Origin of the sequence: Corynebacterium gottingense (assembly GCF_002285125.1) — a bacterium.
GTDB lineage: Bacteria > Actinomycetota > Actinomycetes > Mycobacteriales > Mycobacteriaceae > Corynebacterium > Corynebacterium gottingense.
In genome coordinates this window covers 12,867-28,091 of record NZ_NSGN01000010.1, presented here as the reverse complement: position 1 = coordinate 28,091, position 15,225 = coordinate 12,867, and the positions used below count along the sequence as shown (strand labels likewise).

Sequence of the window (15,225 nt, the reverse complement as noted above, 5' to 3'; positions counted from 1 at the left end):
GTTGCGTGCGTTCATTATATGAACCACGCCCTGACCGCCTTGTTTGACCCCTCCCAGCTTAGTACGATTATTACCGTGCAAAAAGTAGTGGGCGTGCTCGTGGCGTGCTGGGCCGCCGTCTCGCTCGCGGCCGCGCTCGCCGGCGCGTCGCGCTGGACGGTGATCCACCCGCTCACGCTCGGCGTGGTCACGACCGCCATCCAGGCCTACTCCACCCACTTCGCCGACGCGCTCACGCGCACCGCCTCCCGCCCCGCCGGGCTGGCCGTGCGCATCGCGGCGGTCAACCTGGCGCTCGTCGCGCTGCTGCTGGGCGCGCCGCTGGCCATTCCGGCCGCCGTCGCTGCGGCCGCGCTGTGCTGGCACGGGGTGTCCATCGCCCGCAAGCTACGCCGCGGCCTCACCAGCCCGTTCGCCAGCACCGCCCGCTGCTACGTCGTCGCCGCCGCGTTCTTCACCCTCGGCGCCGCCGTCGCCGTGGGCTCGCGGCACGTGGGGCCCTCGCTTATCGACGCCACCATCGCCGCCCACTCCCGCCTCGCCGTCTGGGGCTTCGCGTGGACCACCATCGCCGGCACCGTCATCACCCTGCTCCCCACCATGACGGGCAACCGGGCCTCCACCACCGCCCGCGCCCGCCTCCCCCGCACGCTGCTCGCCCACTGCATCGCGCTGCCAGCCGCAGCCGCCGCGGCCCTGGCCAGCCCGCCGCTCGCCGCGGTGGCGCTCGCGGTGTGCGCGCTCGCGTGGTCCTACGCGCTGCAGCCCGTCCTCGCCGGCGCGCTGTTCACGCCCGGGCTGTCGGCCCCCGCGGTGAGCGTCGCCGCCGGACTGCTCTGGCTGCTCGGCGCCATGTTTGCCGACGCCGCAACACTCGCCACCGGTGCCGTCCGCTTCCCCGCAAATCTGCTCACGTTCCTCCTCGCCGCCGGGCTCGCCCAGGTCGTCGCGGGCGCGATCGGCCACCTGCTGCCGGTCCTCGCCCGCGGCGCGCGCGAGCCCGACAACGGCTTCATCAAAGTCGGCGTGGTCAACGGCGGCGCGCTCGTCGCCCTGGTCAGCCCGCGGATCGGGCTTGCCATACTGGGAGTAGGGCTCGCGCTCCACGCAAGAAAGGTAGCTGTCCCATGAAACGAACCGAATCCCTGGCCTGGGGGCTCATCGCCCTCGTGGTCGCCGTCGTCGTCGGGCTCACGCTCGCGTTCAGTGGCTCCGACACCACCAGCACACAGGCGGTGAGCAGCGAAGACGCCACCACCATCGACGTGGACATCCAGGGCATGTCGTTCGTCCCCGCGAGCGTCGCGGTGGAGCCGGGCACCCGGCTCGTCCTCAACATCACCAACTCGGACACGCAGCAGCACGACCTGAAGCTCGGCGGCGAGCACAGCGGCCGCATCGACCCCGGCGAGACCGTCACCCACGACTTCGGCGTCTTCACCGAGGACACCCAGGGCTGGTGCACGATCGCGGGCCACAAAGCCATGGGCATGACCTTTGATGTGGTGACGAGCGGGAAGGGAGAAGAGGAGGCGTCGATAGGCACTGCCCGCGACGCCACGCTGCAGCCCGCGAGCGGCGAACTCCACGAGGAGACCTGGGTGGTACACGACGACGGCGACTCCTGGACCTTCGCCGACCAAGCGCCCGGGCCAACGCTGCGCGGCAAGGTGGGCGACCGGTTCCGCATCACCGTGGAAAACCACGGGCAGATGAGCCACTCGATCGACTTCCACGCCGGCGAAGTCAGCCCCGACGAGGTGATGCGCGAGATCCCGCCGGGCGACAAGGTGGTCTACGAGTTCACCGCGCGGCGCTCCGGCATCTGGATGTACCACTGCGGCACGATGCCGATGAGCCTGCACATTGCGAAGGGGATGGCCGGCGCCCTCATCATCGACCCGCCGGACCTCAGCCCCGTCGACGCGGAGTACGCGCTCGTCGCACACGAGATCTACCACGACGACGACAGCATCCCCGGCGGCGAGTACGACGCCACCGCGTTCAACGGCACGCCGAACCAGTACGTCGAGCACCCGATTGAGGCGCACGTCGGCGACACGGTCCGCGTCTGGGTCCTCGACGTCGGGCCCGACAACCCGGTCAGCTTCCACGTCGTCGGAGAAATCTTCGACACCGTGTACAAGGAAGGCGCCTATTCGCTTCGCGACGCCCACGACACCGGCTCCCAGGCCCTCGACCTCCTCGCCGCACAGGGCGGGTTCGTGGAGTTCACCTTCGACGAGCCGGGCACCTACAGCTTTGTCAACCACCAGATGACGGATGCGGAGAAGGGCCAGCGCGGCCAGTTTGTGGTCCGTCCGTGACGGTGCGGTACGGCGCGCGGGCCACGTGGTCCGCGCCGGTGGGCGTGACGCTTCCCGACGGCGAGACGTACACAATCCGCCCGCCCCGCCGCTCCGTGCGCCCGCGGGAGGCGCGGCCCGCCTGGTAGTTGTGGTACCGGCACAGCCAGCCCAGGTTGTGGACCGCGGTCTCGCCGCCGTGCTGGTGCTCGGTCATGTGGTGGGCGTCGCAGCGCGAGGCCGGCACGTCGCAGTCCTTCCACGTGCACGTCGCTGAGTCCGCAAGCATCATCTCGCGGTGCTTCGGCGTGGCCAGGCGCATGTCGTAGGCGTTGACGGGCCCGTCCATCGCGCCGACGAGGATGATGTGCCCGAACTGCGAGAGTCGCTGCCGCACGAACTCCTCGCCGGACATGACCACCCCGTTGGCGAAGCGGACCTGCACGTCGTCGCCGGCGCCGGAGACGATCCGGACGTAGTCGCCGAGGTCCAGGTTCACGCTGAGCTTGAGCAGGTAGTCGGCCCGCGGGCAGTCCTGGTCGAGCCAGGCGGCGACGTCGTTCTTCGCGGCGTCGTAGGCTGCCTGGACGTCCAGCGCGGGGCCGGTCACGCGCAGGGTGGCCTGGCCGTCGCCGTGGTGGGTGACGCGCGCGCACGCGGTGCGCGGCGCGCGCGGCTGAAGCTCCTCCTTCAGCTCCGCCGCGCGCTTGCGGATCAGCGACAGGTCCCCCGGCGTGTTGCACAGCGTGTCGATGTAGCGCCACCGCTTCGTCGCGTCCTTGATCCCGTTCGCCGTCCTCGCAATGTACGCGAGCGTCTCGATCCGGTGCCCGTGCTCCCGCGCCCCGTCGTGCGCCCGCTGCTGGTAGCGCGAGTGGGACGCGCGGCCGCAGAGCGTGCGCGCCGCCGCGACCAGCTGCTTCGCGCGGTCGTACTGGACCCCCTCGTCACGCACCTCGCGGGCAGACTTGCCCGCCGCGGCGGCGACGAAGTCGAAACCGCTGCGGTCAAACCGGGCGAGCTGTGCGAGTGCGTTCATGGCAGCAACAATATCCGAAACAGCAGCGAAAATGAGGAAATGTGAGAAGTCCCCCAGTTCCCGCAAAAATGGAACCGGGGGCCGGGTTGCTGCGTCTAATACGGTTTGGGGGTTTTCAGCTCAGCACGGCGATGAGCACGCCCAACACGACGAGCGCGGCGGCGGATTGGGTGGCGGGGTGTTGGGTGGGTGTGGCGTCGATAAGCGAATCCTTGCCCTTGAGCACCCCAACCTGCGCGCGGATCGCGCGGGCCATGAGCGGCAAAAACGCGACGAGCACGCCGAAGCAGAGGACGCTCATCGCCACGCGCAGCCACGAATTGTCCGTGGCCAGCCAGCACGCGAGCGAGCCGTTGAACAAGACGACGCGGAAGTACGCGGCGCGCGACAGTTCCGCCAGGCCGGCGCGGACTGCACGCGGGCCGCCGCCCATCGTCGTGGGCAGCAGGTAGCTCATCGTGCCGATCAGGAGCTGGGCGGCGAAGCCGAGCATGAGCGCGAGCGTCGGCAGGTCCGGCGTGGTGAGGCGGACGGCGAACCAGATGAGCGTGACAATCAGCCAGATCAGCGACGCGAAGACGCTCAGGCCGGCGTAGGTGACGCGGCCGCGGGGGTCGCGAAGCACATCGAGGACGTTGACCAGGAAGCCGTGGAACGTCCACAGCCACGCGGCGACGTACACAACCGTGCCCGCGCTGGCCAGGAGGTCCAGCCCCGCGAGCGCGCCGCAGCTGGCCACGATCACGCCCGCGACCGCCAGCGGCACCGAGACCCCCGCCCGGTCGTGCATCCCGTTGACCCGCCACATGCTGGGGAACAGCACGGTCAGCGACGCCAGCGCCGCCAACCCCACGAACCCGCCGACGTTGGTGACCAGGTGCGCGAGCCGGACGCGCTCCTGCCAGTCGCCGGGCAGCCCGAACGACAGCGCGGAGCCGAACGCCACGCCGACGGGCAGGAACACCGCGCTGGCCACGTAGCCGAGCACCACCGGACGGAGCCGCTTGTCGCGCCCGGCGCGCCGTACCTGCGCGTACAGCTGCCACGAGTGCCAGCCCAGCACTCCCGCGACGATCGCGGCGCCGACCCAGGTCAGCACGTAGTGCCCGCGCCACCACCCGGCGAGGAACTGCCCCACCAGCACGCACACGACGCCCGCGTTGAGCGCCCAGGTGCGGCGCAGCTGCGCGGGCCGGGCGCTGTCGGGCAGCCGCTGCTGCAGGAACCGTTCGGTGAGGTTTTGCGACCACAGCACCACCGAGTTGGTCAGGATGCCCAGCGTGAACACGTGGATGAGCAGCCACCGCGGCTCGGGCACGAGCGGGTGCGCAAGCCCGATCACGATGAACACGACCATCCAGACCATCACGGGCCTGGACGCGCGCCGGTGCCAGGCGTGCGGGCTCCATTTCTTCGGCATGGCACTAACCTAACATTTACTCCAACTAAAGTTGTATTTAATTGAGGAGCTGGAGCAGCTTCTCGACGATCACCGCCCGGTTCCCCTCCGCCAGCGGCCTTGCGTAGATGTGGTCGTGCGCCCAGAGCCCCGACGCCAGCACCGACGCCGCCAGGAGGTCCGGGTCCGTGGCCGTGTCGTCGGGGCGCGGCAGCCACCGGTCCTCCACCTCCAGCCACGGGCGCGTGTAGTCGGGATGGGTGTGGGCGTGGAGGGTGACCAGCAGCTCGGCGAGCGGCTCGTGCTCGCTCATGGTCACCAGCATCGCCCGGTAGCGCTCGCGCGGGGCGAGGTCAGCGGCGTCCCCGCCGGCGCGGGCGCGCACCTTGTCCTCCCACAGGCCCGCGGTGTACTCGTGCAGCCCGACGAGGAGCTCGTGGCGCGACGGGAAGTGGTAGAGCAGGCCGGACTTGGACAGGTCCGTCTCGGCGGCGAGCCGGTCGTAGGTGACCGCCTCGATACCGCCCGGTCCAGCGACGATGGCGTAGGCGGCGCGCAGGATCTCGGCGCGCTTGCTTTTACGCGGCATGGAGTTCTCCAGACTTCGGGTTGTCGCGGAAGCACCACCAGGTCGCCGCGGCGAACACCAGGGCCGCGGCGGCGAGGAGGAGCAGGACGGCGTGGTAGGCGTCCGCGTAGGCGGTGACGGCGGCGGGGCTGGGTGGGCCGCTATACAGCACCTCCATGCCTTGCGGGAAGCGCCGCTCGAGCCACAGCGGGAGGAGCGAGCCGGTGACGGCGACGGTGAGCAGAGTGCCAAACTCGTACGAAACCTCCTCGACGCCCGCGGCCATGCCCGAGCGGTGCCGCGGCGCGGCGCCGAGGATGGCGATCGAGCTCACCGACATCACCGAGCCGGCGGAGAACCCGAGGAGGACGAGCGCGGCGAGCTCGAGGGCGAGGCCGTCGGCGGAGTCGCCGGCGATGAGCAGCGCGGTGCCCGCCGCCGCGCCCAGGAAGCCGCCGCCGATGAGCGGGAGGAAGCCGATGCGGTGCAGGTTCGCGCCGCCGACCACGGAGGCCGGGATCGCCGCGACCGCCATCGCCGTGATCACCGCGCCCGCGTGCAGCGGGGAGAAACCGCTGACCAGCTGCAGTTTCTGCGAGGTCATCAGCTCCACGCCCGCGAGGACGAACATCGCGCCGGCCGCCGCGATAACGCCGCCGGAAAACAGGCGGGACCGGAAGATGTCGAAGGTGAGCAGCGGGTCCGCCAGCCCGCGCTGCCGGCGCGCGAACAGCCAGCCCGCGAGCAGGCACACGACGACCGCGCCCCCAACCAGCGCCGCCGAGCGGTCCGGGTTGGCCACGCTCTTGATGGTCATGGTCAGGCCGGAGAGCGCGAACAAGGCGTAGATGGAGGAGACGATGTCCCAGTGCTTCGCCGGGTTGGGCACGTTCTCCGGCGCGAGGGCGAACGTGGCGATGAGCGCGACGAGCACGATCGGCACGTTGATGAGGAAGACGGAGCCCCACCAGAAGTGCTCGAGCAGCGCACCGCCGACCAGGGGCCCGAGCGCGGCGCCAACGACCGCGACGGAGGCCCAGATGCCGATGGCGGTGTTGCGCTCCCGCTCGTTGGGGAAGGTGAGGCGGATCAGCGCGAGCGTGGCGGGCATCATCACCGCGGCGCCGAAGCCGAGGAGGCCGCGCGCCGCGACGAGCCACCACGCGCCCGGCGCGAACGCCGCGGCTAGCGACGCCACCCCGAAGATGCCCAGGCCGATGAGCCACATGAGGCGGTGACCGATTTTGTCTCCAAGCGTGCCGGTGCCCAGCAGCAGCCCGGAGAGCACCAGCGGGTACGCGTTAATGATCCACAGGGACTGCGCGGGCGTGGCGTGCAGCTGAGCGCTCAAGGCCGGCAGCGCGGTGTACAGGATCGAGTTGTCCAGGCCGATCATGAGCAGGCCCGTGGAGACGACGGCGAAGAAGGTCCAGCGTTGGGCGGAGGCGGAATGTGTCACGCGCCGAAACTGTAATGACCGTCCGTTTAGGTTTCAAGGCGGGGGAAGCGTATGGAGGCGTCGTCAAGCACTCGCACCTGCGCCTCCCCACCCACAGGGAACGTGAGCAGCGGGTTGGTGTGGCCGAAGCTGGCGTTGGCGATGACGGGCTTGCCTTCCAGCTCCGGGATCGACGCGATCGTTTCCTCGAGCATCGCGCGCGTGACGCGGCTGGCGGTCTGGAAGCGGCCGATGACCACGCCCTCGATGCCCTCGCCGTCGGGCATCTGCAGCAGGGAGACGAGCTCGCGACGGAAATCCATCACGCTGTACTTGCCGGTGACCTCGGCGAAGAGGACGGCGCGCTCGAGCGAGGGCATGAACTCGGTGCCGGCGAGCAGGCCGAGCGTGCCCAGGTTCGCGCCGAGGGCCACGCCGTGCGCCGTGCCGGCCTGGATGGGCCACCAGCCGTCGTCGGGCTCGCGGACGCGGCCGTCCTGGTTGATAAACCAGTCGTCGTCGGTGAACCAGTCGCCGGCCTCCCACTCGATGGGGTCCAGGCTGAACGCGGCGTGCTCGAACCCGGCGCGCGTGACCTCGGAGTGGTCGCGCATGCCCAGCGTGGACCAGTGCGGGCCGATGTAGGTGGCCACGCCGGTGCGCGCGTAGACCGCGTTGGCGATCGCGGAGATGTCCGAGTTGCCGCACATGAACTTCGGGTTCGCCGCGATGAGGTCGAAATCCAGGTGCGGCAGGACCTCGTTGCTGGTAAAGCCGCCGATCACGCTCATGATGCCCGCCACCTCGGGGTCCGCAAACGCGTCGTGCAGGTCCGCGGCGCGCGATTCCGCCGAGGACGACCAGAACATATCCGATTCGCGCACGTTGTCGCCGAAGGTCACGCTGATGCCCAGTGTTGCCAGGCGCTCGTTCGCAAGCTTTTCGACGAAGCGCCCCGCCTTCCCCTGCTCCACGTAGGTCAACGAACGCGACGGGGCGACAACGCGGATGGTGTCGCCTGCCTGCAGGGGGCGCGGGTAGGTAGTCATTGTTCTGACATTACGGGCTCGGGGCCGAAAAGTGTGTCCGGAATCGCCCCGAACATGCGGGTTAAGCGACAAAATGTGTGCTTTTCTCGGCGTGTCGACTTAAGCGACAAAATGTGTGCTTTTTTGGGGGTGGGATGGGTGGTTTTTGGGTGTGTTGTGCTGGGGTTATGTTCGTCCTGCCCAGCCGTGTCGGATGGCCCAGGAGGGGTTGAAGTCGGTGTCGATGCCGGTGTCGTAGACTTTCGGCCGGCCGTCGGGTGAGTTGGCTTGGTCGCGTTGGCGCATGTGTGCCTGGCGGGCGCGTGCGTAGCCGACGTGGCCGAAGTTTTGCTCGATTGCTAGTGCCAGCGGGTCATCGTGGTGCTGGGTGTGCAGGTAGAGCCACCAGTCCATGATGATTCGTTGGTGTTCGTCAAATGTGCCGCGGTGGGCTCGGGCAAGGTGTTTAAGTTGTGCGTTGACCCCACCTTCCAGGCTGTTTGTGGTGGTTTTCAGTCCGGTTGCGGTGTCGTTTGGTGGGGTGAGCCAGACGAAGAGGTGGCCTTGTTGGTAGAGGCGCTCGAACCGGCGGTAGGCTCTGCGGGCTCTGGGGTGGGTGTACCACCATTGCTGGTTGTCGCGAACGTGTTTTGGGATCTTTTCGGCGGCGACTTGGTCGCGGTAGGTGCGGTCTTTGAGCCAATCGCCGTAGAGGTCATGGAAACGGTTGAGGCGAAGTGCCCAGTCAATTGCCTGTTCACGGGTGGTGATGTGGGTCAGTTGGTTGCCGAGGCGAAGGAGTGCTTTGTGGGCGGTCAGTGTTGGTTGGCGTGTGGTGTCTTTGATGGTGTCGCGTCGCACGTGGACGAGGCAGCGTTGGATAGAGGCGTTTGGCCAGCATTGTTTGATGGCTTTGTGCGCGCCACCGGAGCCGTCTGTGGTGACGACGAGGGGTTCGGCGATCAGGTCGAAGAGTTTGGCGTAGTCATAGGCGGTTTCTCGTGTGCACCAGTGCCAGGCGACGACGTGATCGCTGGTTGCGGCGACAAGCAGGCATTTTTTGTGGAAGTAGGTGCCGTCTATAAAAAGTTGGTCGTAGACGCGGTACGGGTCTGGTTTGCACGGGACGATGATGAACCAGAAGTAGGTAAACCAGCGGATAAGTGTGCGCCTGGAGACGTTGTGGGCTGCAGCGACAGCATCGAGGGGGCGCTGGCCGGTAATCCAGTCGATGAAGATGGCAAACCGGTATGCGTTGGTCTTTGCCGCGTTGGGGTTGGTGAAGGTGTGTCCGCAGTGTGTGCAGCGCCATCGCTGTGTTCCGCTGGAGGTGGTGCCCATTTTTATGGTGGTGTGCTGGCATGCCGGGCACAGGGGTCTGTTGTGTTTTCTCTTTCTGTGTTGAGTTGGCATGCAGGCTGGTTTAACAGCCAGTGCCAGTAGCACATCTCATGGCTGGAGTGGTGGACCTTCATGTTGCAAGCCAGGAATCCCGATTCGACGAGCACTTTCCCGCCGTAGCCGGAGGTAAGACCGGGAATCTATAGCTCAAAAAGCACACATTTTGTCGCTTAACCCGAACATGCAAGAAGGCCCCGCTCTCGCGGGGCCTTCCGGTTGTGCCCGGGGCGGGACTTGAACCCGCACGTCCTTATCGAACACTGGCACCTGAAGCCAGCGCGTCTGCCAATTCCGCCACCCGGGCGGGCGACTTGATTAATATAACACCACGCCCCAACGTACCTCCAAATCGCCAGTTCACACCGCATTTTCGCGTTTTGAACTAGGTCTGCGGGCGCTGCGCACTTATACTTGCTTGGTTATAGGACATCAGTGAGAACGAAATGAGAGCCGCTGGGAAGGAGGTGCGGGCAGTATGGGTGTCATGGATCGTTTGGCCAAGCTGGACTCATCCATGCAGCGTGGCCTGGACAATTCCATGGCCGCGCTGTTTGGCGGCAAGGTCGTGCCGGCCGAGATTGAAGAGCTGGTGAAGCAGGAGGCGCAGGACTCCGTCGTGGTCACGGACCGCGACGAGTACGTCTCCCCCAACGTGTTTGCGGTGGGCGTGTCGTCGAAGGACCTGGAGAACCTGTCGCAGCAGCGCGACCTGCCCGCGGACCTCGCAGAGCAACTCATGCGGTACGTGCGCAACCTGGGCTGGTTTTTGGACGGGCCCGCCGTCGTGCGTATCGCCGAGGAGTCTGGGCTGCGGACCGGCCAGCTGCGCGTGTCGTCCTACATCGACCAGGAGCCCGACGTGGTCAGCGGCTTCGACGCGATCGTGGCGGAGCCGAAAAAGAAGCGGCGCCGCCACGCAGCCAGCCAGGTTCCCACGGATCACAACCATCAGGAGGATCACATGAATGAGCCGACGACAGATGCCGCCGCCACCGGCGGCACCCCGACGGTGAGCCTGCTGCTACAGGACGGGTCTTCGCGCACCTACCTCGTGCACGAGGGCTCCAACATCCTGGGCCGCTCCAACGACGCGGACTTCCGCCTGCCGGACACCGGGGTATCCCGCCAGCACGCGGAGATCACGTGGGACGGCGAGGTCGCCGTCCTGGTGGACCTGCAGTCCACCAACGGCACCACCGTCAACGAGGAGCCGGTGGAAAACTGGATGCTCGCGGACGGCGACGTGATTACGCTGGGCCACTCGCACATCGAGGTGCGCATCGTGGAGCCGCTCGCGCAGGCTGCGGCCGCCGCGGACGCGCACCAGGACGTCCCGCAGGCCCAGGTGGACGCCCACCCGAGCACCGAGTTCTTCCGCCCCTAACACCGCAACCCCGTAAAGGAGCCCCATGGATTCCGCTGTGATTCTCAGCGCCCGCTTCGGCCTGCTCGCACTGCTGTGGGTGTTCATCTTGCTCGTCCTGTGGGTGCAGCGGAAGGATGTGGTGCGGGCTGCGGGGGCGGTGCGTCGACAAGCGAAGAGCTCCGCTCCCATCCGCCGCGAGAAGGCACGAGAGCTTGCGGTAGTTGAGGGGCCCCTCAAAGGCTCCCACATGGAAATTGCCAGCCTGGAGGACTTAACTATCGGGCGGGCCGGTGACAACGACTTCCAGCTCGGCGACGATTTCGCGTCCTCCACGCACGCGCGCCTGTTCCGCCGCGGCAGCGAGTGGTTCATCGAGGACATGGATTCGCGCAACGGCACGTTTGTCAACGGCACGCGCATTGACCAGCCGGAAAGGGTGTCTGTGGGCACGGATATAAAGATGGGACGCACGATTGTGAGGCTGATGCCATGAGTTTGCGCTTAAACTACGTCGCCGCGTCCGACCGCGGCCTGGTCAGGGGCAACAACGAGGATTCGGCATACGCGGGCCCGCAGCTGCTCGTGCTTGCCGACGGCATGGGCGGCCACGCAGCCGGCGAGGTCGCCTCCCAGCTCATGGTCGAGCACATGGAGCACCTGGACCGCGACCCCGGCGACGCGGACATGCTCGCCCTGCTCGGGGCGGCGGCGGAGGACGCGAACGCGTCGATCGCCGAGTCCGTGAAGCACCACCCGGAGCAGGCGGGCATGGGCACGACGCTCACCGCGCTCATGTTCAACGGCCTCGGCTTCGGCATGATCCACGTGGGCGACTCCCGGGGCTATTTGCTTCGCGACGGCACGCTGACCCAAATCACCGAAGACGATACATTCGTCCAGTCGCTGGTCAACGAGGGCAAGCTCAACCCGGCCGACGTGTCGAGCCACCCGCAGAAGTCGCTGATCTTGAAGGCGTACACCGGGCGCCCGGTAGAGCCGCACCTGGAGATGATCAACACCCAGCCGGGCGACCGCGTCCTCCTGTGCTCCGACGGCCTGTCCGACCCGGTCACCCCGGAGACCATCGCGGTGGCCCTCGGGCAGGGCACCCCTGAGGTCGCGTCGCAGCGGCTCATCGAGCTGGCGCTGCGCTCCGGCGGCCCGGACAACATCACCGTGGTCGTCGCGGACGTCGTCGAGACCGACGACAAGGACGCGCCGGAGCTGCCGACCGCGCCCGTGCAGGCCGGCGCGCTGGCGCCGGACTTCGAGCAGTCGCACCCGGACTCGTCCGCGAGCCGCGCCGCGGCGATCATGCGCAAGTCCGAGACCATCCCGCCCAACCAGCAACGCGAGGCCACCAAGATGGCCGGCAGCGCGGGCGACCGCGGCGGCGCTGGCGGCTCCGACGGTGCCGAAGATGCCGACGAGGAGGATCATCCTCGAGGCAAACGAACCGTCTGGCCGTGGGTAGTCGGCGCGCTCGTGCTGGCGATCGCGCTCGTGGCTGCCGGGCTGATGTTCGTGCAGCACCGCGCGTCTGACCAGTACTTCGTCTCCGCGGCGAGCGACGGACACTACGTCATCGAGCACGGCTCCCGCGACGACCGGGCGCCGATCCAGCAGGCCTGCCTGGACAACCGGAACCGGCTGCGCATCGTCTCGGCCGACTCCACGCCGGAGGACTGCCACGTGTTCAACCAATCCGACCTGCCCGAGAGCCAGCGCTCCGTGCCGGAGAACTTTGGCGGCGGCACTTACGAAGACGTCCTCGGCCTGCTCTACCGCATGGCGGGTGAGGCGTTGCCGGTGTGCGTCGATAAGCATGAAGACCCCGAGACCTGCAGGACGGTGAGCTGACGTGAAGCGGCTATTCTCGCGAAACCTCGAGCTCCTCCTGCTGCTGTGCTCGGCGGGGCTTTTGCTGCTCATGGTGTTCGGGCTGGAGATGAGCCAGGGGCGAACACTGTCGAACGACATGCTGTACCTGGTCGGCGGCTTCGTCGGCGTGTACGCGATCGCGCACGTCGCGCTCACGCTGCTCGCGCCGCGCGCCGACCAGGTGATCCTGCCGGTGGTCTCGCTGCTCAACGCGCTCGGCCTGGTCATCATCTACCGCCTCGACCTGGCGGAACGACCCGGCTACGGGCCGCTGGCGGAGCGGCAGGTGCTGTGGTCACTGGTCGGCGTCGTGCTCATGGTGCTGACGCTGGCGATCGTGCGCGACCACAAGTCGCTATCGCGCTACTCCTACCTGCTCGGCCTGGCCGGGCTGATCCTGCTTGCGCTGCCGCTCGTGTGGCCGCAGCCGGAGGGCTACGCGGACGCGCGCATCTGGCTGTGGCTGGGCCCGTTCTCCATCCAGCCGGGCGAGTTTTCCAAGATCCTGCTGCTCATCTTCTTCGCGCAGCTGCTCGCGCAGAAGCGCGCCCTGTTCACCGTGGCAGGCAAGCGCTTCCTGGGCATGACCTTCCCGCGCCTGCGCGACCTCGCGCCGATTCTGGCGGTGTGGGCCATCGCCATCCTCATCATGGGCGTGTCCAACGACTTCGGCCCGGCGCTGCTGCTGTTCGCTACCGTGCTGGGCATGGTGTACTTTGCCACCGGCCGCACGTCCTGGCTGGTCATCGGCCTGGGGCTGGTAGCCGTGGGCGGCTACGCCGTCTACCAGGTCAGCGAGAAGATCCAGACGCGCTTTACCAACTTCATCAACCCGTTCGAGGACTTCGACGGCGCCGGCAACCAGCCAGCCAACGCGCTCATCGGCCTGAGCTGGGGCGGCATGACCGGCACCGGCCTGGGCTACGGCCACCCCGAGCTCGTCCCCGTCGCGCACTCGGACTACATCCTCGCCGCGCTGGGCGAGGAGCTCGGCTTCGTGGGCATCGCCGCCGTGCTGTGCCTGTTCGCCGTGCTGGTCACCCGCGGGTTCCGCGCCGCGATGCAGCTGCGCGACTCCTACGGCAAGCTGCTCGCCTCCGGGCTCGCGCTCACCCTGGCTATCCAGATCTTCGTGGTGGCGGGCGGCATCTCCGCGATGCTGCCCATGACCGGTCTGACCACGCCGTTCATGTCGGCGGGCGGGTCGTCCATTATGGCCAACTACATCCTGGTCGGGCTGCTGCTGCGCATCTCCAACAGCGCGAACACGCCCACCGAGTACGACGCCTCCGCCGTGGCGTCCCACCCGGGCACCGGCGTGGCCGAGGCGGTGAGCGCCCGATGAACAAGTCGCTGAAATACGGGGCGATCCTCTCGCTCCTGCTCACCGTGGCGCTGCTGGTCAACTTCACCGTGGTCCAGAACTTCCGCGAGGACGAGTACGCGCAGAGCCCGCACAACTCCCGCACGTTCCTGGAGCTGAAGCAGATCAACCGCGGCCAGATCAGCGCGGGCGGGCAGGTGCTCGCCGAGTCCCACCGCGACGACAACGGCTTCTACCAGCGCACCTACCCCAACATGCCGTACTCGTTCGGCCCGATCGTGGGCTACGTGTCCGACACCTACGGCACCTCGCAGGTCGAGTCCGCCTACAACGGCGCGCTGACCGGCGACGGCCAGGGCAACTCCCGCTTCATGCGCACCGGCCACGAGGAGGACGCCGTGGGCAACTCCGTCGAGCTGTCCATGGACCCCAACCTGCAGGCCTTCGCCTACGAGCAGCTGTCCAACAACGGCTACAACGGCGCGATCGTGGCGCTGCGCCCCTCCAGCGGGCAGGTACTCGCGATGGCGTCCACGCCGTCGTTCGACCCGAACCAGATTGCCAACCCGGCCACCGCGAACGACGCCTGGGCCCAGCTCACCAACGACCCCGGCCAGCCGCTGCTGGACCACGCGTCGCAGGAGCAGCTGCCGCCGGGCTCCATCTTCAAGATCATCACCACCGCCGCGGGCCTGCGCTCCGGCTACACGCCGCAGTCCATGCTCACCGGCGACGCGCAGATCACGCTGCCGGGCACCAACGTGCCGCTGACCAACTACGGCGGGCAGGCCTGCGCGGGCGGCGGCCAGGTGCCGCTGACCACCGCGTTCTCCTTGTCCTGCAACACCGCCTTCGTGCAGATGGCGCTGAACATGGGCGCGGACCCGCTGCGCAAGGCGGCCGCTGACTTCGGCGTGGGCGAGCACTACGACCTGGGCATCCCCAACGCGGACGGCTCGCTGGGCGACATCCCCGGCGCCGCCGAGCTGGGCCAGTCCGCCATCGGCCAGCGCGACGTCACCATGACCGCGCTGCAGGCCGCCGTCATGGCGGGCGTGGTGGCCAACGGCGGCAAACGGATGAAGCCGTACGTGGTCAACCGCGTGGTCACCCCGGACCTGCGCACCGTGGAGGAGACCAAACCGGAGCTGCTCAACGAGGCGCTCACCCCCGAGGAGGCGGGCACGCTCACGGAGCTCATGTACGCCTCCGAGCGCGCCACCTGGGGCTACGACGGCAACGGCTTCGCCTCCAAGACGGGCACCGCCGAGCACGCCGAGGGCGCCGCCCCGCACGTGTGGTACGTGGCGTTCGACCCGGCGAAGGACGTCGCGGTGGGCGTCGTGGTCAAGAACGGCGGGCACCTGGGCAACGGCGCCACGGGCGGCCAGGTCTCCGGCCCGCTCGGGCGCGCGGTCCTGCGCGCGGCACCCGCGGCGCCGGCTCCGGAGGAGGGGCAGTGATGGATGGCTGCG

At 68.1% G+C, this 15,225-nt stretch carries 13 protein-coding genes and 1 tRNA gene; 7 read left to right on the top strand and 7 right to left on the bottom strand.

From position 1 onward, the window contains the following. Positions 1 to 75: 75 nt before the first annotated feature. On the top strand, positions 76 to 1,131 hold the full coding sequence (locus tag CKJ82_RS09810) for a hypothetical protein (RefSeq protein WP_133064064.1): 1,056 nt from the start codon (positions 76 to 78) through the stop codon (positions 1,129 to 1,131). Further along, positions 1,128 to 2,327: a multicopper oxidase domain-containing protein gene (locus tag CKJ82_RS09805; RefSeq protein WP_095537986.1), complete on the top strand. Its 1,200-nt coding sequence runs from the start codon at positions 1,128 to 1,130 to the stop codon at positions 2,325 to 2,327. Before CKJ82_RS09810 ends, CKJ82_RS09805 begins: the two co-directional genes overlap by 4 nt. Here the strand turns inward: CKJ82_RS09805 and CKJ82_RS09800 are convergent. The 7 genes from CKJ82_RS09800 to CKJ82_RS09770 all read right to left on the bottom strand — a co-directional run bounded on the left by CKJ82_RS09800 (position 2,266) and on the right by CKJ82_RS09770 (position 9,483). After that, positions 2,266 to 3,345 carry an HNH endonuclease signature motif containing protein gene (locus CKJ82_RS09800; protein WP_095537985.1) on the bottom strand — a complete coding sequence of 360 codons (1,080 nt, stop codon included), beginning with the start codon at positions 3,343 to 3,345 and terminating at the stop codon, positions 2,266 to 2,268. The two genes, CKJ82_RS09805 and CKJ82_RS09800, sit on opposite strands and share 62 nt — an antisense overlap. A 115-nt stretch (positions 3,346 to 3,460) precedes the next feature. Further along, complete coding sequence (locus CKJ82_RS09795; protein ID WP_095537984.1) at positions 3,461 to 4,765, bottom strand: copper oxidase; 1,305 nt, start codon at positions 4,763 to 4,765, stop codon at positions 3,461 to 3,463. Between the two features lie 37 nt (positions 4,766 to 4,802). Then, positions 4,803 to 5,333 carry a TetR/AcrR family transcriptional regulator gene (locus CKJ82_RS09790; RefSeq protein WP_095275308.1) on the bottom strand — a complete coding sequence of 177 codons (531 nt, stop codon included), beginning with the start codon at positions 5,331 to 5,333 and terminating at the stop codon, positions 4,803 to 4,805. Further along, positions 5,323 to 6,708: an MFS transporter gene (locus CKJ82_RS09785; RefSeq protein WP_095538041.1), complete on the bottom strand. Its 1,386-nt coding sequence runs from the start codon at positions 6,706 to 6,708 to the stop codon at positions 5,323 to 5,325. Before CKJ82_RS09785 ends, CKJ82_RS09790 begins: the two co-directional genes overlap by 11 nt. A gap of 89 nt (positions 6,709 to 6,797) precedes the next feature. Beyond that, positions 6,798 to 7,799: a S66 family peptidase gene (locus tag CKJ82_RS09780; RefSeq protein WP_095537983.1), complete on the bottom strand. Its 1,002-nt coding sequence runs from the start codon at positions 7,797 to 7,799 to the stop codon at positions 6,798 to 6,800. Between the two features lie 165 nt (positions 7,800 to 7,964). Continuing rightward, the gene (locus CKJ82_RS09775; RefSeq protein ID WP_095537982.1) at positions 7,965 to 9,191 is read right to left on the bottom strand and encodes an IS1249 family transposase; all 1,227 of its coding nucleotides are present in this window, start codon (positions 9,189 to 9,191) and stop codon (positions 7,965 to 7,967) included. A 207-nt stretch (positions 9,192 to 9,398) separates the two neighbouring features. Beyond that, a tRNA-Leu gene (locus tag CKJ82_RS09770) sits at positions 9,399 to 9,483 on the bottom strand. A 171-nt stretch (positions 9,484 to 9,654) separates the two neighbouring features. Here CKJ82_RS09770 and CKJ82_RS09765 point away from each other — a divergent pair. The 5 genes from CKJ82_RS09765 to CKJ82_RS09745 are packed head-to-tail and all read left to right on the top strand — an operon-like array spanning position 9,655 to position 15,213. Next, a complete protein-coding gene (locus CKJ82_RS09765; RefSeq protein WP_095537981.1) occupies positions 9,655 to 10,563 on the top strand; it encodes an FHA domain-containing protein in 909 nt (302 codons plus the stop codon). A gap of 25 nt (positions 10,564 to 10,588) precedes the next feature. Further along, on the top strand, positions 10,589 to 11,038 hold the full coding sequence (locus tag CKJ82_RS09760) for an FHA domain-containing protein FhaB/FipA (RefSeq protein WP_095275311.1): 450 nt from the start codon (positions 10,589 to 10,591) through the stop codon (positions 11,036 to 11,038). After that, a complete protein-coding gene (locus tag CKJ82_RS09755; RefSeq protein WP_095537980.1) occupies positions 11,035 to 12,405 on the top strand; it encodes a PP2C family protein-serine/threonine phosphatase in 1,371 nt (456 codons plus the stop codon). The genes CKJ82_RS09760 and CKJ82_RS09755 overlap by 4 nt, the downstream gene beginning before the upstream one ends. 1 nt (position 12,406) lies before the next feature. Next, a complete protein-coding gene (locus CKJ82_RS09750; RefSeq protein ID WP_095537979.1) occupies positions 12,407 to 13,771 on the top strand; it encodes an FtsW/RodA/SpoVE family cell cycle protein in 1,365 nt (454 codons plus the stop codon). Then, on the top strand, positions 13,768 to 15,213 hold the full coding sequence (locus CKJ82_RS09745) for a penicillin-binding transpeptidase domain-containing protein (RefSeq protein WP_095535826.1): 1,446 nt from the start codon (positions 13,768 to 13,770) through the stop codon (positions 15,211 to 15,213). Before CKJ82_RS09750 ends, CKJ82_RS09745 begins: the two co-directional genes overlap by 4 nt. Positions 15,214 to 15,225 lie beyond the last annotated feature (12 nt).